Below are 21,723 nucleotides of genomic sequence, written 5' to 3'. Positions count from 1 at the left end.
AAATAAAGAGATATGAAAAATAATAAAATTTTTACTACAAAAATAAAAGTATTCTTTACTGGCCTTCTATTGTTGGGCAGTTTAACAGCAAGTGCTCAAATAGGGCTACCTGGTGGAGATCCAAATATTCCTGATGCTCCTATAGATGGCTTTCTTACTGTAGGGTTAATTGCTGGCGCTTGCCTTGGCTTGCGTAAGCAGTTTAAAGGATTGAAGGAGTAATATTCTGATAATCTTGAACACGTAGTTTATACGTAATACTTACTAAAGAGAGCTCCCAAACAGAGCTCTCTTTTTGTTTTAAAACAAGTTAAACAATGAATAAAATAGCTTTAACAAGTTCAAATTCGCTAACTTATTTAATTATTCATTTTAAAATGAGTACTTGTAAAGTGTTGATTATTTGTTAAACTTAAGTAATAGGAATAAAATATATCTAAATAGTCTGTGGTAGGTTTTATTTTTTTGTGCTTAGTATTAATAGGATAAGTTATCGTGATGATTTATGAGGTGTTTTATTCTTTGATTTTAACAGAATTATACGGTGTTCAGAACTTTATAAAATTGCGGAATCTAGATATGTGTTGGTTTTAAGGCAATTGTTTAATTTAATATGTGTTAATCCTTAAAAAAGTATCACTTTTGTTGTAGAAATTAAAACTAATCTATTATTCCCGTTATCTTTGCTTTGTTAAAATCTTGATTTTCTCAAAGAAGACAAATACAATACTGCAAGTATTATTCACTTAACCATTTAGTTTGCAATACTTAATAACTATTTCGTAGGGCGTTTTTATACTCGCAAGGCTAAAACCATCATTATGCTCACATTCAAATACTATCAAACTATGAATACTCTCAAACTTGTAGTAGTAAGGTTTTTTGCTATAACCTTTATGCTTTTCAGTTTTATAGCAACGGCTCAAACAGCGAGCCAATTAAAGGAGATTACGGCCTCGTACAACAAATCGTATTTAGAAAATTTAGCTTCCAAAGCTTTAAGTCTTTCTAAAGCAGAAAAGAATAATGCAATACAATATGCGGTATCTAGAAACATTCCTATTTCTTACACAACCGAAAATGGTGGTATTGCTGAATTGCAAAGAGTCTTGCCTGACGGAAGTTTATTGTATTATGCAACAACTAATGCCGATGCTGCAATATCGACACGCGTTAATTATCTTAATATTGGAGGTGCCACAGGTTTTAATTTAGATGGTCAAAATATGACTTCTTATGTATGGGATGGGGGACATCCTAGAGTTACACATCAAGAATATGATGGGCCTGGTGGAAACGACCGTGTTGCCATAATGGATATTCCAGACGAAGGTTTAAGTTTGCATTATCATGCCGCTCATGTTGTTGGAACAATTACGGCTTCGGGTGTTGTTGCTCAAGCTAAAGGAATGGCTCCGCAATCAATGGTGCAAGCGTATAAGTGGAATAATGACTTAGCCGAAGCTACTGTTGCTGCTGCAAACGGAATGTTAGTGTCTAATCACTCCTATGGCTATATTGCTAATCAGGTTCCCGATCAATGGTTTGGTGCATATCAAATAGATGCAAATGAATGGGATGATTTAATGTTCAATGCGCCTTATTATTTAAAGGTGAAATCAGCAGGAAACGATGGTGCAGATAACACCTCTAACGGCTCTCCTTTAGCACCTAATTATGATAAGTTGAGTGGTGCAGGAACTGCTAAAAACAGTTTGGTTATTGCGAATGCTGGAGATGCTGTAATAGATAATGACGGTATTCTTGTTTCTGTGAATATTTCATCTACTAGTAGTCAAGGGCCGACTGATGATTTTCGTATTAAACCAGATCTAGCAGGGAATGGCGTTGGACTATACTCTACTTTTGAGAATGCAGATGACGCTTATAGCTCAATTAGTGGTACTTCAATGGCGGCACCTAACGTTTCTGGTGCTTTATTGCTTTTGCAGCAACATTACAACAATCAGAACGGAAACTTTATGCGTGCTGCAACTCTAAAAGGGTTGGCGTTGCATACTGCAGATGACGCTGGCCCTGTAGGCCCTGATGCAGTTTGGGGTTGGGGGCTAATGAATGCTAAAAAAGCTGCCGAAACAATTTCCTTAAATGGATCTGGACCTATAGTGGATGAACTTACAATAGCTCAAGGTCAAACTATAACCTATACTGTTAATGCAGATGGAATAAATGATCTAATAGCGTCAATATCTTGGACGGATAGACCTGGTTTGATAAACAACGCTTTGAATTCACCTATAGCAGCATTAATTAACGATTTAGATATACGTGTTTCAAAAGATGGCGATACTTTTTACCCTTGGAGACTTACTTCTGTAACTTCAAACAGTAATGGTGGAGACAATACAAAAGACCCATTCGAGCGTGTAGATGTTGAAAATGCTTCCGGTACATATACCATTACAATTACACACAAAGGAACATTAGTTGGAGGCAGTCAAGATTTTAGTTTAATTGTTACTGGCGTAGAAGTAAACTGTACTACCGCTTCGGTTCCACAAAATATTAATGTAAATGACGTAACAGCCTCTTCTGCCTCAGCGTCATGGGCTTTAGTTCCGGGTGCGGAATATGATTTACGCTACAGAAAACAGGGGTCTTACGGCTGGATAGAAGTTTCTGATATAACTGTTTCCAATTACAACGTTATAGACCTTGTTGCCGAAACTAATTATGAATTGCAAGTTCGAAGCAAATGTCCAGGAGGAGCTATTTCAGATTATTCAGAAACAGTTAGTTTTGCTACTACGGCGATTACTTATTGTGAATCAGGCTCTACAAATTCAAGTGGCCTACTATACCTCAGTAATGTAACTTTAAATACACTTAATAATACTTCAGGTGCAGGGAATTACACTGATTTTACGGCTTTGAATACTCAATTAATGCCAGGGCAGACATATACAATTTCTCTTACTTCTTCATCTCCTCCTCCATATACAAATGTCAATTCATATTTTTCAGTGTATATAGATTATAATCAAAATGGAAGTTTTGATGATGCCGGAGAGCAAGTTTCCGTGGTCTTTGGGTACTCTGATAATGTGGTTACGAGTAATTTTACTGTTCCAAACAATGTTAGTTTATCATCAACCATTATGCGTGTTTCTTTGTCAAATCACGGGACGCCAGGCGCGTGTGAAACTGATTTTAGTTATGGAGAGGTAGAAGATTATACTATTGCCTTTCCCGCCCCACTTCCTGATTTTATTTATGAAAATGGAGTGTGGACACCAAGTCATCCTGCAGGAGTTAGCACGAGCTCAGATAATATTCACATAATAAACGGTACAACAGTATTTTCATCAGATGTTGTAGTCAACAACTTAGAAATTGATGCTGGAGCTGCATTGAATGTTGAAAGTGTATTATCCGTAAATGGTGATATCATCAACAATGGTGACCTTGTGTTTGTTAGTACGGCCACCGGCAACGGAGAGCTTGCCCCACTATCTGGAACTTCAGTGATTTTAGGTAATGCAACAGTTCAACGGTATATGAAAAACAAGCGTTCTTACAGAATGGTGAGTAGTGCAGTAACAACAGCTACTTCTATTCATGATAACTGGCAAGAAGGAGCTACAAGCAATACTGACAATCCAAATCCTGGTTTCGGAACGCATATTACAGGAAGCACGACAGACCAAATAAATGGTTTTGATGGAACTATTACAGGAAACCCTTCTATGTTTACTGTGAATGTTGCAACACAAATGTTTGAGGCCGTTACAAACACTGATGTAAATACATTAGTGGCAGGTGAACCGTACTTATTGTTTGTACGTGGAGATAGAAGTATTGATTTGACTGATGATCTTGCCGCTGGTGAAACCGTACTTCGTGCTACTGGTTCATTAGCTACAGGTACTCAAACTCAAAACTATGCCACTTCAAATGCAGGGGATGTTTTAATGTTCGGTAATCCATACCAAAGTGCGGTAGACTTAAATGCAGTTTTCGCTGCTTCTACCAACTTGAATACTGGTCATTATTATGTATATGATTCAGAGCTTGGAGCTCACGGATCGTATGTTACCGTAATGCTTCCTGGAGGAACTAACACTTCTGGTTCTGTTGCCAACCAATTCTTACAGCCTGGTCAGGGTGCGCAAGCAGCTGCCTTAGCTGCGGGTGCAACTTCGGTTGTATTTGATGAAGCAAACAAAGCACCAGGGAATTTCACTTCAACAAGCCGTCCAGTGTCAGCTAATGATATGTTGACAGTACAGTTATACACTACTGAAAACTTCAGCAATGGAGGACCCGTACACGATAGCTTCGGAATTATATTTGCTGAAGGAAATGACAACGGATTAACACCTGCTGATGCAGTGAAGCCAATGAACTTCTACGAGAACTTAGGTGTTAACAATAATGGAACCTACTTAAGTATCGAGCAAAGAGAGTTGCCACAAGCTGCTGAGGTGTATTCACTGTACACAACGGGTTATACAAAATCTGATTATACTTTGAAGTTTATTGTTGACGGTTTGGAAGCTAACTTCCTTTACTTAGATGATCACTTCACAGGTACAAGTATGTTGTTAGAAGCTGGAGAAAATTCTTACAGCTATCACGTTGACACTAACGATGCATTGAGCATTGCAACCGACCGTTTCTCAATTAGAACAGAGCAACGCTTAGGAGTTGATGACAACAGCCTACTTGCTGGAATACGATTATTCCCGAACCCATTGAAAGGAGATACATTCTACATCAATGCACCAAAATTAAACGGGGAGCAATTATCTGTTAGCATTAGCGACTTGACAGGAAGAAACATCTATGAGCAAACCTTAGACTGCCGGGCAAATACTGTAACAGTACTTATGCGCGAGAATATTTCTTCTGGTATGTACTTAGTTACTTTGACAAATGGTGGTGAAGCTCAAACTTATAGATTAATAAAAGATTAATAAAATTTGATTTTAGAAAAAGTCCATAATAGAAAATTATTTTTCTTTTATGGACTTCTCGGTTTATACGGTTTGCCTTCAATCTATTTATATTAAAGTGTTTTATTCAGGTTTAAGTATTGAGTGTTTGATAATTAGTTTACACCTCATGAAAAAAACTACATGTTGCTATCAATAAGATGCGTAATATATTTCTAGATTTTAGAGGAATAGGCATTTTCTTTTAATTAACTGTAGCTCTGTATGATTGGATTTTTTGCTTATCGTAAAATGGTAGAAACAAAAAGAAAGGTTTATATTTGCGACAAATTTTTTTTATGAGATTTAAATGTTATCACGCATTTCTATTTGTATTGCTCTTAGCTATGCTTTCTTCTTGTGTTTCGAGAAAAAAGATAGTTTATTTTCAAGATATTGAAAAACTGTCTCAAAATTCGGATGTTGTTAAACCTTCAATTGCATTTAAGCCAAATGATTTGCTTAGTATAACTGTATCGGCATCTGATCTTGAATCTGTCCGGCCTTTTAATGTAATCATAGAATCACGACCAGTAGTCGGAGGATCAAGCGTATTTGCAAATAATACCCAACAACCAGGTTATTTAGTCGATAGTGCTGGAGATATACATTTTCCAGTTTTAGGAACTATTCACGTCGAAGGTTTAACTCCAAAAGAGCTTAATGAATACCTTATAAGTGAATTAAGCACTTATATTAAAGATCCAATAGTAAATATTCGAATTCTTAATTTTACCGTTAGTGTTCTAGGAGAAGTGACTCGTCCAGGGACTTATACCGTATCAGGCGAAAAGATCTCGGTTCTAGAAGCTTTGGGATTAGCTAATGATCTTACTATTTACGGTAAGAGGGACAACGTTTTAGTTATAAGGGAAGAAAATGGAAAAAAAAGCTATACTTATCTTGATTTAAGAAATTCAGATATTCTCGACTCTGAATATTATTATTTACAACAAAATGATGTTGTTTATGTGGAGCCAAACCAAGCTCAACGACAAAGTTCTAGCTTTAATAGAAACTCGACTGTTTATATTAGTATTGCGTCACTGATGCTATCGGTATTAGTGTTATTATTCAGATAAATTGTTAATAGAAGACTCACGAAAAATGCACACTGATAATCAAAACATTACGCTTAGAGAACAATTAGAACAGTATTTAAAATATTGGCCGTGGTTCGTATTGTGCGTCATGCTTACGTTCGGAATATCATTTCTGTATCTTAGATACGCTATGCCCGTTTATCAAACAGTCGCTACAATTTTAATAAAGGATGAGAAAAATAGCGCTCTATCCGAATTAGCTGCGTTTCAGGATCTCGGATTGACAGGAAGTATGAATCAATCTGGTTTCGAAAATGAAATGTTAATATTGAAATCTAAGAGTCTTACTGAACGTGTGGTAAGGGAATTGAACCTAGATGTTAGATATTTTGTTGAAGGAAATATTCGAAACATGGAATTGTTTGGAGATGTACCATTCAAAGTAACAGTTTTGACAGATTCTGATTCGCGTCAATTTCCATCTTCACCATTTTTTATTTCAGTTATTTCCGATCAAAAGTTTAAACTTTGGGATGAAGAAGAAGGAGGGGAGGTTGAGTATAATTTTGGTGAAACCGTAACACTACCCGTTGGAAATATAGTGGTAACACCAAATCTTGATTATGCTAGTTCAAGTTTGAATGATTCTAGACCATTTACAACTCCAATAAAAGTTGAAATAAGTAGCATCTCGGCAATTAGAACTTTCTATCGTCAAAGCATTCAAATAGAGCAGTTGAATCAATTTAGTAGTGTTATTCAGCTTACCTTGAATGCGTCTAATTCTAAAAAGGCAGAGGCCATTTTAAATGAACTTATTCGACAGTTTAATCAAGATGCCATGGAGGATAGAAACATGGTCTCCAGAAATACAGCCGAATTTATCAATAATCGACTAGCTATTATCACAAAGGAGCTCGACTCTGTTGAAACTGGTAAAGTTGAATTTAAGCAAGATAATAAATTAACAGACATCGTCGCAGAAGGACAAATCTTCTTGCAAAATGAAAGCGAATTTAATAAACGTCAATTGGATGTTGAAATGCAGCTAGAATTAGTAAGAACCATGATTGATTACGTCAAGAATGGTAATGAATCTGAATTATTGCCAACGAACCTCGGTATTGAGAAGGAGGGTCTGGCCAGTGCGGTAAATTCGCATAATCGTTTGGTTTTAGAGAGAGATCGATTATTGGTTAGCTCAACTCCAAAAAATCCTATTATAGTTAATCTTAATGAACAGATTAGTGCTGTAAAATCGACAGTTTTAGGAAGTTTAAATAATGCGAAAATATCTCTTGAAATAGCTCGGAATGACTTGAATGCACAAGAAGCAAATGTCAGTTCTAAAATATCATCGATTCCAACAAAAGAGAAGATTTTTCGAAGTATTACTCGCCAACAAAATATTAAGGAGTCACTATACTTATATTTATTACAGAAACGAGAAGAAAATGCTATTTCTTTGGCGGTTACAACGCCGAAGGCTAAAATAGTAGACTACGCCTACACTTCTGATATGCCTGTTTCCCCAAAAAGAATTATTGTTTTTCTTGTGGCATTAATTGCTGGGCTTGCAATTCCCTTTGCCTTCATTTATGCACGTAATTTGTTGGATAACAAAATACGTAATCGCGCTTACATTGAACGACATGTTAAAGACGTGTCATTAATTGGAGAAATTCCGCAATTAAAGAAAAATGATCAAGGTTTTGTAACTAAAAACGATCGTTCAATATTGGCAGAAGCTTTTAGAATTTTGCGAACGAATTTGGAATATCTTTTTATTGATAATTTTGAAGAAAACGACAATAACTCTGGTAAAACAATTTTCATAACTTCTACTGTTAAAGGTGAAGGGAAAACTCTTGTTTCGTATAATCTGGCTCAAACGTTAGCCTATTCAGGGGCTAAGGTTGTATTGGTTGGTGGAGATATTCGAAATCCTAAGGTTCATCGTTATGCTGCTAAAGCTAGTTATAAGAAAGGGGTTGTAGAATATTTAATTCAAGACGACGTTACTATTTCTGATTTTACAACTAAATCTGATGACAATGAAAACCTGAGTATTATGTACTCAGGTACTATCCCCCCCAATCCTGCAGAACTGTGGATGCGTCCACGAGCAAAGAGTTTATTTACTGAATTAAAAAGTCAATTTGATTATGTAATTGTCGATACAGCACCTTGTATGCTAGTTACAGATACGTTTTTAATTAGTAAATATGCTGATGCTATTTTATATGTTATCAGAGCTGGCTATACCGAAAAACGTTTGTTTGACTTTCCTTTAGATAGTATTAAAGCCAAAAAACTTAAAAACGTGGCTTTTGTTTTAAATAATGTAAGTAATACTAATTTTGGTTATGGTAACAAATATAGTTACACCTATGGCGCTCAAGAAGATACTTTTTGGCAGAAGGTCAAAAAAGCATTTTAATTGATCAGGTTTTCTTTTGTGCGAATAACTAGTGCTTCAAAATATTGAACAGTCTTTTTGGGAATTGTTATTCGCTTTAAAACGTTGAAGTGGCCAGGGTGGTGTGCATCTGTTCCCAGATAGTCATAGTGGTTTTTTTCAAGTAGGGAAAATGCTTGTTTAAAAGCTTCTTTACCATAATGACCACCGAGCGACAATAAGTTTAATTGTAGGCAGCAACCTTTAGTTTTAAATTTTAGTACACTCGTCATATCAGAAAGATACGGATAGCGCTCAGGATGAGCTAAAATTGGCTTAAACCCCTTAAGTTGCAATTGAAATAATTGTTCATTGACCTTAAAAGGGGGTTGTAAATATGACATCTCTACCAACACGTTATTTTTTACAATTGGCAGAAACTCTTTGTTTTCCGTTAGCCCGTCGAAACCTGCGTCAATCATATATTCCGCAGCGGCTGATTTTATAAAATTTGCATATCCATTCTTACTCAAATATGATTGAATTTCATTAAATGCTTCTATTATTCCCTCTGCAGTATTGTCATAAAATCCATCCATTATATGCGGAGTGGCAATTACACCCTTATATCCAAGTTCTGAGAATTGCTTGACCATTTCAAGAGACATAGCATAATCTTTTGAGCCATCGTCAATATTGGGCAGTATATGGCAATGCATATCGGTAAGACCTTCCAAAAAATCTACAATGAAATACTTCTTACTAAAAAATAACATACTATTTCTTTTTTACAACTACGAAGGTAACTATGTTTTATCAATTTTATAGTGTAAATTATGGCTTGTTGAATCTTTATAAATGCTGAGATATCATAATTAATGAAGGATCAAGCTCATATCCCCTGTTAGATTTCTAAAAGATAATGTTCTCTATATTGTGTTGAATTCGTGAAGTTTATTTAATTTATGAAAATTCATTCTCTTAAGATTTTGAATTGCTGAAAATTGAGGTTAATTTTGCGTATAATTTATAATTAATCTAAACTATATAAAATGAAAAATTTAATTTTAATCTTTGCTGCCGCTTTGGCCATTAGCTGTGGTGACAACAAAAAAGAAGAAAAATCTGATGTGAAAATTGGCACTAAAATAGAGGAGAAAGCTCCCGTCAAAGAAGAGGTGGTTGATGACGCTGTTGCAAACATCACGATTACTGGTAATGATCAGATGAAATTTAACAAAGACGAAATTAAAGTAAAGGCTGGACAAAAGGTAAGGTTAACTTTAAAACATGTTGGTAAAATGGGTGTTAATGTAATGGGGCATAACTGGGCGCTACTTGTACAAGGTGCAGATATGGCTGCAGTTGGTCAAGCAGCGGCATTAGCAGTTGAAACTGATTACATTCCTACCGATATGGCAGACCAGTTTATTGTTCATACTAAAATGCTTGGTGGGGGAGAGAGTGATACTATTGAATTTGACGCTCCTGCTCCTGGTACCTATACATTTATGTGTACTTTCCCTGGTCATTATGCTTTAATGCAAGGAAAGCTTATCGTAGAATAAATCGTATTTATTATATCAATTTTCAGAGGGTTTCAATTTTGCAACCCTCTTTTTGTTTTACAGAACTCAAATATTGCGTCTGCTTACTCGAATAACATTTTATTAAATCATTGTACAACATTGATTGTAGAATACCCTAAACTGCTTTTTTCTAATTTAATTTGGGTAGTGATTCGTTCTTTCAGAGCGCTCACGTGCGAAATTACTCCAACTGATTTATCTCCTTCGTTTTGCATCTTTTCAAGGATTGTGATGGCCTGATCTAAAGTTTCTGGGTCTAAGGTTCCGAAGCCTTCATCGATAAACAGCGATTCTATTTTTACGTTTCGAGAGGCTATATCGGACAAAGCAAAAGCCATTGCTAGGCTTACCAAAAATGTTTCTCCTCCAGATAGCGTTTTTACCGAACGGCGGGCATTCCCCATATACTTATCAAAAACCTTTAAAGTATCGCTTTTATCGGCTTCTTTAGTTGTTGGAATATCGAGTAAATAACGATCGCTAAACTCGGTTAAACGTTTATTGGCAAAACCGATAAGTTGTTCCAAAGTTAAATCTTGTACGAAATTTGAAAATTTATTACCTGTTGCATCCCCAATTAGGTCGTTCATGGTTTTCCACAAAGCTTGATCTTTTTTAAGGGAATTTAGTTCGGTTATAAACAGTTGCTGTTTTGCTCGGGTTTCTGCATCTTTTTTTAGGCTCTCGGTAATTTTTCCGATTTTTTCTGAAAGTTCGCTCCATTTCTGTTTAGTCATTTCAAACGAATCGGTTAAGCTTTCCATTGAAATAGTATTATCATCCTTCTCGTTGAGCTCTTTCAATTCCTTGCAGATTGATTTCTCTATTGCAGACAATCGGGCAGCGCCATCTTTTAATTGCGCGTCTTTTTTTCGATAACTAGCTGCTATTTCTTCATCTAAAATGAAAGATTTTAATTGCGCTATGCTGTCTAAACCTTCATTTATAACTATCGTATCTAAAAAACTTTGCTTGATCGATTTTTCAGATTTTAATATACCGAGCTTGGCTTGTGTTTCATTACATTGCGAATTTAGACTCGAGATGCGCACGGTAGATTGTGTTATTTTAACGCTTAAATCACTTGTTTCTCGATCTATGTTGTTTCTCGAATACAGCTTTGTTCGTTCTTCTTTTAGGCTCTGGAATGTGCTCAATGTTTCTTCCCATTGTATTGTGCTTTTTTTGATGTCTTCAAGGATTGCACTAGCCTGAAATGCTTGTTTCGATTTTTCTAATAACTCAATTTGTGAATTTAATTGAAGACGTTTCGCTTGTAAAACCTCCAAATTGTCTTGATAATTCCAAGATAAAGATTGGGATAACTCTTTAAGTGTATTTATAAGTTGGGTGTATTCAGTAGTTTGAACCTCAATTTCATTTTTTACTCTTTCGTTAATTTCTAATTGAAATTTGACTTTTTGTCGGTGACCGATTTCTAATTCAGACTTTGTTTTTAGTAGTTTTTGGTTTTCTTTTAGAACATCTTCTTTTATATCAAAAAGTGGTTGCTCCGAAGCGTATGGGTGTTCCAACGATCCGCAAAGAGGGCAGGGATTGTGTGGTTTTAACTGTGCGCGGTGATCATCCAAACTTTGGTGTTTCCGTTGGTGTTCCAATATTAAAACTTGTGCTTCAATCTCTGATTCTAGAACACCTCTTTCTTTTTTAAGAAGCGTTATTGTTTTTGAATCCTTAGCAATGTTTTCTTCACCATTTTCCAAATTCTTTTTAGACGTTTGCAGGTCTTTTCGAAGCTTTATCGATTGTTGTTTTTTACTTAGGAATTCAACTGCAATATCGTTCGACTTTCGAAGCGAGTCTAATTTTGAATTTAAATTGGCAAGAGAATCAATACCTGAAGCTTCAATGCTTTCCTGAATTATTTTGTGAAGTGACTTTAATTCGGGTTTGAGTTCTGAAGGGTTTTTAGGTTTTTGAAAATTATATCCTAATTGAATTATGTTTTTTCCATATCCAAGAATTTGAGTAAGAATAAGGTTAGCTTCAGTTTGCTTGGTGTTTTCTTGGGCCTGAATATTTGTAATTTTTGTTCTAAACTGTGCTAATCGCTCATTAGCATTTGAAACGTCAAGTTGTTCATGAACCAATTCAGAACTGCTTTTTAAATGCATTTTTAGTCTAGTTTCTTCCTCCGCTTTTTGTTTTAGTAAACTTGCTATTTGTGACTTGTGACTTTCAACTTCTTTTAATATAGCATTATAGTCACGTAAATCGTTGGTGTATTTGGAGAACTTTTCGTGTCGTTCAAGTTTCTCTTTATTTTCTTTAAACCTTTCAAGATGGTCCTTTAGAACTTTCTTGTTATTATTTAATGTTTGTTGCTCTGCCAGCTTTTTAAGTAATTCTTTCCGCGTACTTATTTTTTGGTTTGCACTTTGGTATGTTGCCTCAACCTCAGGCTTCGCTGCGTTTAAAGACTTTAATTCTTCAGTTTTTGCTTTAACAATTTCTGGGGCAAGGACATCCATACTTTCCAAGCCAGCTTCTTTAAGCTTTACTTGATCTTTAAAGTGTATATAACGTTGAAAAACTGCTTTACCTATTTCACGGTAGGAGCGTGCGCCGGTTATATCTTCGAGTAGCTTATTGCGCTCGTTTCTGGGTGCTTGGAGGAGTTTACTGAACTCTCCTTGAGAAAGCACCATTGCTTTCACGAACTGCTCATAGCTAAGCCCTATAATGCTTTCGTTTTTTTCAGGGGTTTTGGTTCCCGATTCTAAGATGGTTCCTGATGCTATTTCAACGAGCTCTTGTTTACGGTTGTTTAAATTGTTGTTTTTATTTCGCTCAATAGACCAATGGCTTCGGTAGGTCTTACCATTTACATGATATTCAACTTCGGCAAAACAGTGTTGCATATTTCGGGTCATAATGCCGCCATCTTCTTCTAGAACAGTTTTGGTTATAAACTTTTCTACTCGTGCAATGCGATTGTAAATGGCAAGCGTAATGATATCTAATAAAGTAGACTTTCCAGAACCAGTAGGCCCTGTTATGGCGAATAATCCAGCTTCTCCTAGGATTCCGCCTGCGAAATCTATTTCGTGCGTTCCTTTAAGGGAGTGAATGTTCTCGAAACGTATTTTTGTGATTTTCATGTTTTAAAGGTTCAATTCTTCTAAGATTTCGCGAAAAGCATTTTTTAATTCCTCTGTATTTTCCATTTCACTTAGCAGCTCGAGTTTCTTTTCAAACATTTGCATTGGTGTTACATCTGCAACATCGGTGCCCACAACGAACGCATCGGTAGCACCTCTGATTAACTTGGTGAAAATAAGTCGCGATTTTACGACTTCAATCTTTTCATTGGATTGTGAAGTGATTAATTCCTCGAATGCTTGTCGGATTTCTATACTTTCTGATTGTTCATGTACGATTATTTCAGCTAAGGATTTTAAAGTTGTTTGTTCTGAAAATGTGCTCAGGTTTTCTTGTACCATTTCTAAACTTCCTTGAAAAGTGATTAAGTTTCTGTGTTTTGGAATGGGTACTACTTCTACATTTTCGATTTTATTATTTTGAATATGAATTACGTTAATTTGCTTACAATCTTCCTTTTCAGAAAAACTCAAAGGAATTGGCGAACCACAATAATGAATGTTGTTTGTTCTAGAAATAACTTGTGGTTTGTGAATATGTCCAAGGGCTACATAATCTGGAACCCCTTCAAATATACCGGGTTCTATGCCTGCCTGATTCCCAATTTGAATATCGCGTTCACTTTCTGAAAGCTGACTCCCTTGCACATATAAATGGCCCATAAGAATGTATATTGCATCGGAATAATTGTTTTTATAATGTGCATTGATATTTGAGAAATATGTCTGCAATCCCATTTTTATTTGTTCGATTTTAGTCGCGTAGGTTTCGCCTGCAACAGATTTTCGAATATCCCGATCTTTTAGGAAAGGAATGGCTGCGACAACAATTTTTTCACCATTTTTTTCGAACTCGACGAACATTTCTGAAAAATCCTCGGTGGCACCGCCTATAACACTAATGTCAAAAGTTTTTAGCAATTCTTTGGGTGCATTCAATACGGAAGCGGAGTCGTGGTTTCCGCCAGTTAGGATAATCTTGCAGTCGAGATTTATCAATTGCTTTAATAGATCGTAATATTGTTTGTAAGCTGCTTGCGAAGGATTTGCTTGATCGAATATATCGCCAGAAATGAGTAGCACGTCGATGTTTTCATCCTTTATATAAGTAACAATCCATTCAAAGAAGTAATTTAAATCCTCGCTTAAATCGTATTTGTGAAGCTGTTTACCAATATGCCAATCGGAGGTGTGGAGAATTTTCATGTTTTAGAAGTGTTTGTCACAAATTTATTGAAACTAAAACGAAATGTTAGCGGTTTTTAGCTTTGAAAGAGTTGGTGGGCTCAATCTTTCAGATTAAAAAGAGCTTTATTTTTTATTTGACGCCATAAATGATGGAAAAATTGTAAAAAAGCAAACTTATTGTTGTTCCTCATCATTTTGTTTTTATCTTTGCACCCGCTAAAGTATAAGGTTGTATTTATACGAAGTTAAATGGCGAGGTAGCTCAGCTGGTTAGAGCGTCGGATTCATAACCCGGAGGCCTCGGGTTCAAGTCCCGATCTCGCTACAAAAATCCTTCTCAATTTGGGAAGGATTTTTTCGTTTATGAGGGTTTTGAAAAGCCACCAGCACGATTATGGATCAAGTACAATTGTTGTATTTATGCCAAGATTGTAGTTTACCTTACTAGAAAGAATTGTCTGTTATTAGCTCCTCTGAACTATACGGGTTCGACTGCGCTCACTCTGATTTACGTAAGTTTTAAAACAGTGTGTTTTATGGCAATTTATGTTCCTGGTTTACGATAGCAAAGCGTATTCTAAAAACCTCTTTTTTACGCAATATAAAAGGAAGGTTGAATGTATGATATATGAATGTAATACGGTTAATACACCCTAAAAATACCCTAAAAACACGCTATAAACACGCTATAAACACGCTATAAACACGCTATAAACACGCTATAAATACGCTATAAAGATACTGTAATCATACTTTAATTAAAGGGGGACTCGCTTTCTGGAATTGCTATTAGCTTGTTGTTGGATAATTGCGAAGGATGAGGAATACATCTAGAGATGATTAGTTGCTAATCAATACTATGCAAGTAATAGGAAAGATTATCCTTCATTTTGAAGTTTTTGTAATATTTTGAAATGGAAATATTATGACAAAAAAATGGGATAAAATTCAGATTCTATCCCATTTATCACGTCTAATTTAAATTTTACATTTAGTTATCCACCAAAACCCAATCTCCTTTATCTAGTAAAGGAATGGCTTGTTTAAACTTCATTGTTTTGTTTTCTCCACTAAGCACATTCTTGATAGTTACTTTTTCGTTGCGGTTTATTTTTGGCTGTTTACGCACAATGGTTTCTGTAACTTGCTGTTGTGTTGGAGTATTGCCCGCAGCTCTTGATTGGGCAGCACGCTCATCCATATTCGGGATTTCATCCTTCTGTTCGCTTAGTTGTTCTTTTCGTTTTACTTCGCGAGCTTCTTGAATTTCTTGTTGGTCTTGCTCTGGTAATTCTCCTTTGAAAAGGAAAGAAATTACGTCTTTATTCACCTTTTCAATCATCGCTTTAAAAAGCTCAAAGGCTTCAAACTTATAGATAAGTAACGGATCTTTTTGCTCGTGAACGGCAAGCTGAACAGACTGTTTAAGTTCGTCCATTTTACGAAGGTGTGTTTTCCAAGAATCGTCAATGATTGCTAGTGTGATATTTTTTTCAAAATCGTGCACTAACTGCTTCCCTTCGGTTTCGTATGCCTTCTCAAGGTCGGTAGCAACGTTTAAAGTTTTTGCACCATCGGTAAAAGGAACAAGAATACGCTTATACTTATCCTTTTGAGTTTCGTATACCTGCTTGATTACTGGGAATGCAATTTCTGCATTGCGCTCCATTTTTTGGTGGTAATGCTTGTATGCCGCTTTATACACTTTTCCAGCAATTTCTAACGTATCCATTTTTTCAAATTCCTTCTCAGAAATAGGAGAGCTCATTGAGAAATAACGAATCAGTTCAAATTCGAAATTTTTATAATCCTGGGTTAATTTGTTACTTTCGGCAATTACCTCGGAGGTATCATAAATCATATTTGCAATATCCACACGAAGTCGGTCTCCGAATAATGCGTGATAACGTCGTTTGTAAATTACTTCACGTTGGGCGTTCATTACGTCATCATACTCCAAAAGTCTTTTACGAATTCCGAAGTTGTTTTCTTCTACCTTTTTCTGGGCGCGTTCAATAGATTTTGAAATCATTGAGTGTTGTATTACTTCGCCTTCTTCTAGGCCCATACGGTCCATCATTTTGGCGATACGCTCACTTCCGAAGAGACGCATAAGGTTGTCTTCCAAAGAAACATAGAATTGTGAACTTCCTGGATCTCCTTGACGACCACTACGACCCCTCAACTGTCTGTCTACACGACGAGAATCGTGACGTTCGGTACCTACAATGGCCAAACCGCCTGCTTTTTTCACCTCGTCGCTTAACTTAATATCCGTTCCACGACCAGCCATATTGGTTGCGATAGTTACAATTCCGCTTTTTCCAGCTTCGGCAACAATATCTGCTTCTCTCTTGTGAAGCTTTGCGTTCAATACGTTGTGATGAATGTTTCTAATACTCAACATTCGGCTGAGTAATTCTGATATTTCAACCGAAGTAGTACCAATCAATACAGGTCTTCCTGCATTTGAAAGGGCTACAACCTCTTCAATTACGGCGTTATATTTTTCACGTTTTGTTTTATAAATTTTGTCTTCACGGTCAAAACGCGCTATTGGGCGATTGGTTGGGATTTCCATAACGTCCAATTTGTATATTTCCCAAAGTTCTCCTGCTTCTGTAACGGCAGTACCCGTCATTCCAGAAAGCTTGCGATACATTCTGAAATAATTCTGAAGGGTAACGGTTGCAAAAGTTTGTGTAACAGCCTCGATTTTCACATTTTCTTTAGCTTCAATAGCTTGATGTAATCCGTCACTATATCGACGGCCATCCATAATACGACCTGTTTGTTCGTCAACGATCATTACTTTATTGTCCATTACTACATATTGATCGTCTTTTTCAAAAAGAGTATATGCTTTAAGTAATTGAGTCATTGTATGAATTCGTTCACTTTTCACTGAGAAATCACGGAAAAGATTTTCCTTAAGCTCAGCCTCTTTTTCAGGAGGAAGTCCTTGACTTTCAATTTTTGCGATTTCGGTTCCAATTTCTGGCATCACAAAAAAGTCGGGATCGCCTTTTCCTGAAAGATAATCTACACCTTTGTCACTAAGTTCAATCTGATTATTTTTTTCATCGATTACAAAGTACAATTCCGCGTCTACTTTAGGCATTTCGCGGTTGTTGTCGCTCATATAATGATTTTCAGTTTTCTGAAGAATTTGTTTTACTCCTTCTTCCGAAAGGAATTTAATTAGCGCCTTATTTTTAGGCAAGCCTCGATACACGCGAAGCAACTGGAATCCACCTTCTTTATGGTCACCTTCTTTAATTAATTTTTTTGCTTCAGCTAACACACCTGTTAAATACTTCTTCTGTACTTCAACAATATCACTGATTTTTGGTTTTAGCTCGTTAAACTCGTGCCTATCGCCTTCTGGAACTGGTCCAGAAATAATGAGAGGAGTTCGGGCGTCATCAATCAATACCGAATCCACCTCATCGACGATTGCGTAATGATGTGGGCGTTGTACCAAGTCGTCTGGTGAATGCGCCATATTATCACGCAAATAATCGAAACCAAATTCATTATTTGTTCCGTAGGTAATGTCGGCTAAATAGGCTTTTGCACGTGCGGCAGAATTTGGACGATGATAATCAATGCAATCAATGCTAATTCCGTGGAATTGAAACAATGGTGCCATCCAAGCACTATCACGTTTTGCTAGATAGTCGTTTACGGTTACTAGGTGAACCCCTTTTCCTGCTAATGCGTTTAGGTACATCGGTAAGGTTGCAACCAGTGTTTTTCCTTCCCCGGTTTGCATTTCGGCTACTTTACCTTCGTGTAAAGCAATACCTCCAATTAATTGTACGTCGTAATGAACCATATCCCAAGTAATGGGTTTTCCTGCGGCATCCCAAGAGTTTTTCCAGATTGCTTTATCGTCTTCTAAGGTAACATACTCTTTTTCCGAAGATATTTCTCGATCAAATGGACTTGCGGACACCGTGATGGTTTCGTTATTTTTAAAGCGTTTAGCAGTTTCTTTCATTACGGCAAAAGCTTCTGGAAGGATTTTGTTAAGCGTAGTTTTTTCTATTTCATACAAATCGTCTTTAAGCTTATCGATTTGATTGTAATACTCTTCTTTTTTGTTGATGTCTTGCTCTTCTTCAGATTGTTTTTGAAGATCGTCTATTTGTTTCTGAACATCCGTCTGAGCGTCTTTTATAGTATTTCTGAAGTATTCTGTCTTTGCCCGAAGTTCGTCGTGGGAAATTTTTTCGAGTGCGGCCTCGTGTTTCTTAATTTCATTGACAATTGGCTGAATTTGCCCAATATCCTTTTTGGATTTATCTCCTACAAAAACTTTTATTACTTTGTCTAATATTCCCATAATGTGTTTTTATTTTGAAACGTTGTTGTAAATCAACGTCTTTCAGTCTGTTTTATTCGGTCTATTGGATGGTGTAATCCGTGTCCCAAATTAGTGATTTTAATTTAGCTTATCTATTAACAAACCCACGATTTACACGTATTCGTGTGTTAATTTTACAGCTATGTTGAACGAAAAAAAGCCTCTTAAAAGAGACTTTTTTTTCATATTTTATTTAATTCCCTGTCAAGGGGTTAATACTCATCTTCGTTCCAGAGATAATCATCGTCTGTAGGGTAATCCGCCCAAATTTCTTCGATAGAGTCGTACGAATCTCCTTCATCCTCGATAGCTTGAAGGTTTTCTACCACTTCTAACGGAGCGCCTGTTCTGATTGCATAATCAATCAATTCATCTTTGGTAGCAGGCCACGGAGCATCGCTTAAATAAGATGCAAGTTCTAATGTCCAATACATAGCGATTAGGTTTTAATTTTCTGCAAAAGTAATTTTTTAGATCAAAAAGTCAAGGAAAATCTCAATTATTTCTGCTATATTTTAAAGAACGTTGTTTGTTATCTGAAAACCAGCGAGTTGTGTTTAGAGGTTTAAAGGTGTTATTTCTTAGAAATCTGCAATTATTCGTAATTTTTAAGAAAACTACAGGTTTTAATTAATCTAGCTGCTCAGGAAGCCATTGAATTTCATCTGCATTTAAGTCATTTGACAATTTTCGTGCCAGTACAAAGAGATAGTCAGATAGGCGGTTTAAATATTTTAAAACTAGTGGATCTATGGGTTCTGTTTCGTTTAGAAGGGTGGCACGGCGTTCTGCACGCCTACAAACAGTTCGTGCTATATGACAATATGACACGGCAGTGTTTCCGCCAGGTAATATAAAATGAGTCAATTCTGGAAGCGCTTCGTTCATGGTGTCCATTTCAAGTTCTAAAAGCTCAATGTGAGCCTCATTTACTTTTTCTATCTTAAGTCTTTCCTTCCCGCTTTTTAAAACTGCTTTTTCTGGAGCTGTGGCTAATGTTGATCCAACAGTAAACAGCTTGTTTTGAATTTTAATTAATGTGTTTTTTGTGTGTTCATCAATTTCCTGACTACGAATCATTCCTATATACGAGTTGAGTTCGTCGACCGTTCCATAGCTTTCGATGCGCGCGTTATGTTTATGAACTCTGCTTCCTCCAAAAAGAGCTGTGGTGCCTTGATCTCCTGTTTTAGTATAAATTTTCATATTAATTGTGATGTTGCGTGAGTATAGAATTTTCAAAATTACAAATTACGATATTAATACTGTTCATATTTTACTTGATGTGTTAATGTGAATTTTAGGTCGTTTGGTTTTTAGGTTTTTATGAAATGAATACCCTCCAATTATCTAAATTTCAATTTTTAAAAATTCAGAAGGTCAATCTCCGTTAATTTTATACTTTTACGACCGTTTAAAAATGTATTATTAATTGCTGATTTGTGAAATATTCTTGTTTACAATAAGAGTTCAATTAAAAGCCAATATATTTTTTTCAAGTTATTGAAATTGGAGCCGTAATATTCGTAAGGGCTTAAACTCGGTTCGAGATGAATATGTTTTAATAATTGTATTGTTCTTGAGCTAAAGTATTTTGAGAATAGATGTAGCGATTAGAAATGTTTAATTTATAATAGAAATAGGTTTTTAATTAGTTATGAATAATGATATTTCACATATATTTTTGAGCGGGGTTTATTTGGTTTTTAACCATTGCACATTCGGCAATGCGAATTGCAGCACCAGCTTTTATTTACGCTCTATGTTTGTTAAACTTAAGCTCTGAGCCAGTTAAGAAAGTGCGTTTGAAAGTTAAGCAAAGTGATTCTGACGAAACTTCTTGATTAATATTATTCTGAAGTATAAATGAAACGAACAATCAGTATCCTCTATATAGGAAACAAATTAGCCAGTTCAGGCAGTACGGCAACTTCTATTGAGACCTTAGGTGGTTTTCTTCTTGATGAGGGTTACACGGTTATTACATCATCTTCCAAAAAAAATAAATTTTGCCGTGTTTTTGACATGGCCTTTACTGTTATTAAATTTAGAAAAAAGGTGTCTCTAGTTTTAATAGACACGTATAGTACACAGAATTTTTATTATGCAGTCCTAGTGGCAAGTATGTGTAGGCTATTCGAACTTGATTATGTTCCTATTTTGCGGGGAGGTAATCTACCTAATCGTCTCATCAGAAGTAAGCGATTGAGCCAAAAACTATTCTCAAAGGCGAAAACAAATGTTGCCCCTTCTCAATATTTAATGAGTTCATTTAAAAATAATGGGTTTTATAGCCTTACTTACATACCCAATACTATAGCATTGAATAATTATCCTTTTAAACTTCGAAAAGCTATTAAGCCAAAATTGTTGTGGGTGCGATCATTTGCTGAAATATATAATCCCCTATTGGCATTGGAAATAGTGGAAGGTTTAAAGAAATTAAGTATTGATGTAGAACTATGTATGGTAGGACCTGAAAAAGATGGTTCCTTGCAAAACTGTAAAAAAATAGCAACAGAAAGGAATCTTCCAATAACTTTTACAGGAATTTTGACAAAAGCTGAATGGATTGCACTTTCGCAGAACTACGATATATTTATAAATACCACTAATTTTGATAATATGCCGGTGAGTGTTATGGAGGCCATGGCACTTGGCTTACCTATTGTTTCGACGAATGTTGGGGGCGTTCCTTTTCTGGTTGATACAGATATAAATGGAGTTTTAATTCCTCCGAATAACCCTAAAGCCTTTATAAATGTTATTGTTAATCTTTGTGAAAATCCTTCTAGATCAGAGAAACTATCACTCAATGGACGTGCAAAGGTCGAAAATTTTGATTGGCAAGTCGTCAAAAAACAATGGTTTGAATTATTTAGCTCATAGGTGAAATTTTGTTTACTATATTTGCAACATTATTTTAAAGGTATTGTAAAGAATGAAGTTTAAATATGAATTTTAAACTCAATTAATTCAATTGTCAACGAATTACTACTTTCCCCACACATTGAAGTTTTCCCCCTCACGTTAAAAAGAAATTTATTAAAAAAAAACAA

At 35.8% G+C, this 21,723-nt stretch carries 12 protein-coding genes and 1 tRNA gene; 7 read left to right on the top strand and 6 right to left on the bottom strand.

The window, feature by feature from the left end:
* Positions 1–12: 12 nt before the first annotated feature.
* The 4 genes from BLW28_RS06030 (at position 13) to BLW28_RS06015 (ending at position 8,438) form a co-directional block, all read left to right on the top strand.
* Positions 13–222 (top strand): hypothetical protein, encoded by a 210-nt coding sequence (locus tag BLW28_RS06030; protein WP_073219656.1) that lies wholly within the window; start codon positions 13–15, stop codon positions 220–222.
* Between the two features lie 626 nt (positions 223–848).
* Complete coding sequence (locus BLW28_RS06025; RefSeq protein ID WP_159431766.1) at positions 849–4,937, top strand: S8 family serine peptidase; 4,089 nt, start codon at positions 849–851, stop codon at positions 4,935–4,937.
* 317 nt (positions 4,938–5,254) lie between these two features.
* Positions 5,255–6,037: a polysaccharide biosynthesis/export family protein gene (locus tag BLW28_RS06020; RefSeq protein ID WP_073219652.1), complete on the top strand. Its 783-nt coding sequence runs from the start codon at positions 5,255–5,257 to the stop codon at positions 6,035–6,037.
* Between the two features lie 25 nt (positions 6,038–6,062).
* A complete protein-coding gene (locus tag BLW28_RS06015; RefSeq protein WP_073219649.1) occupies positions 6,063–8,438 on the top strand; it encodes a GumC family protein in 2,376 nt (791 codons plus the stop codon).
* Here BLW28_RS06015 and BLW28_RS06010 read toward each other — a convergent pair.
* Complete coding sequence (locus tag BLW28_RS06010; RefSeq protein ID WP_073219646.1) at positions 8,435–9,172, bottom strand: tyrosine-protein phosphatase; 738 nt, start codon at positions 9,170–9,172, stop codon at positions 8,435–8,437. The two genes, BLW28_RS06015 and BLW28_RS06010, sit on opposite strands and share 4 nt — an antisense overlap.
* Positions 9,173–9,448: 276 nt before the next feature.
* Between BLW28_RS06010 and azu the strand changes: the two genes are divergently transcribed.
* Complete coding sequence (gene azu, locus BLW28_RS06005) at positions 9,449–9,964, top strand: azurin (RefSeq protein WP_073219641.1); 516 nt, start codon at positions 9,449–9,451, stop codon at positions 9,962–9,964.
* 107 nt (positions 9,965–10,071) lie between these two features.
* Here azu and BLW28_RS06000 read toward each other — a convergent pair whose 3' ends face one another.
* Positions 10,072–13,107, bottom strand: coding sequence for an AAA family ATPase (locus BLW28_RS06000; protein WP_073219638.1), 3,036 nt, complete (start codon positions 13,105–13,107; stop codon positions 10,072–10,074).
* Between the two features lie 3 nt (positions 13,108–13,110).
* Positions 13,111–14,313 (bottom strand): metallophosphoesterase family protein, encoded by a 1,203-nt coding sequence (locus BLW28_RS05995; protein ID WP_073219635.1) that lies wholly within the window; start codon positions 14,311–14,313, stop codon positions 13,111–13,113.
* Positions 14,314–14,546: 233 nt separating this feature from the next.
* Here BLW28_RS05995 and BLW28_RS05990 point away from each other — a divergent pair.
* A tRNA-Met gene (locus BLW28_RS05990) sits at positions 14,547–14,620 on the top strand.
* Between the two features lie 666 nt (positions 14,621–15,286).
* Here the strand turns inward: BLW28_RS05990 and secA are convergent.
* From secA to BLW28_RS05975, 3 genes are all read right to left on the bottom strand, one after another.
* Positions 15,287–18,643, bottom strand: a complete 3,357-nt coding sequence (gene secA, locus BLW28_RS05985) for a preprotein translocase subunit SecA (protein ID WP_073219633.1) — start codon at positions 18,641–18,643, stop codon at positions 15,287–15,289.
* 233 nt (positions 18,644–18,876) lie between these two features.
* The gene (locus tag BLW28_RS05980) at positions 18,877–19,098 is read right to left on the bottom strand and encodes a DUF2795 domain-containing protein (protein WP_014782927.1); all 222 of its coding nucleotides are present in this window, start codon (positions 19,096–19,098) and stop codon (positions 18,877–18,879) included.
* 196 nt (positions 19,099–19,294) lie between these two features.
* The gene (locus BLW28_RS05975; protein WP_073219630.1) at positions 19,295–19,870 is read right to left on the bottom strand and encodes a cob(I)yrinic acid a,c-diamide adenosyltransferase; all 576 of its coding nucleotides are present in this window, start codon (positions 19,868–19,870) and stop codon (positions 19,295–19,297) included.
* A 660-nt stretch (positions 19,871–20,530) separates the two neighbouring features.
* Between BLW28_RS05975 and BLW28_RS05965 the strand changes: the two genes are divergently transcribed.
* Positions 20,531–21,553, top strand: coding sequence for a glycosyltransferase family 4 protein (locus BLW28_RS05965; protein WP_073219627.1), 1,023 nt, complete (start codon positions 20,531–20,533; stop codon positions 21,551–21,553).
* The last annotated feature ends 170 nt before the right edge of the window (positions 21,554–21,723 follow it).

Source organism: Aequorivita viscosa (assembly GCF_900106795.1).
Lineage (GTDB): Bacteria > Bacteroidota > Bacteroidia > Flavobacteriales > Flavobacteriaceae > Aequorivita > Aequorivita viscosa.
This window is presented reverse-complemented; position numbering and strand designations above follow the sequence as displayed.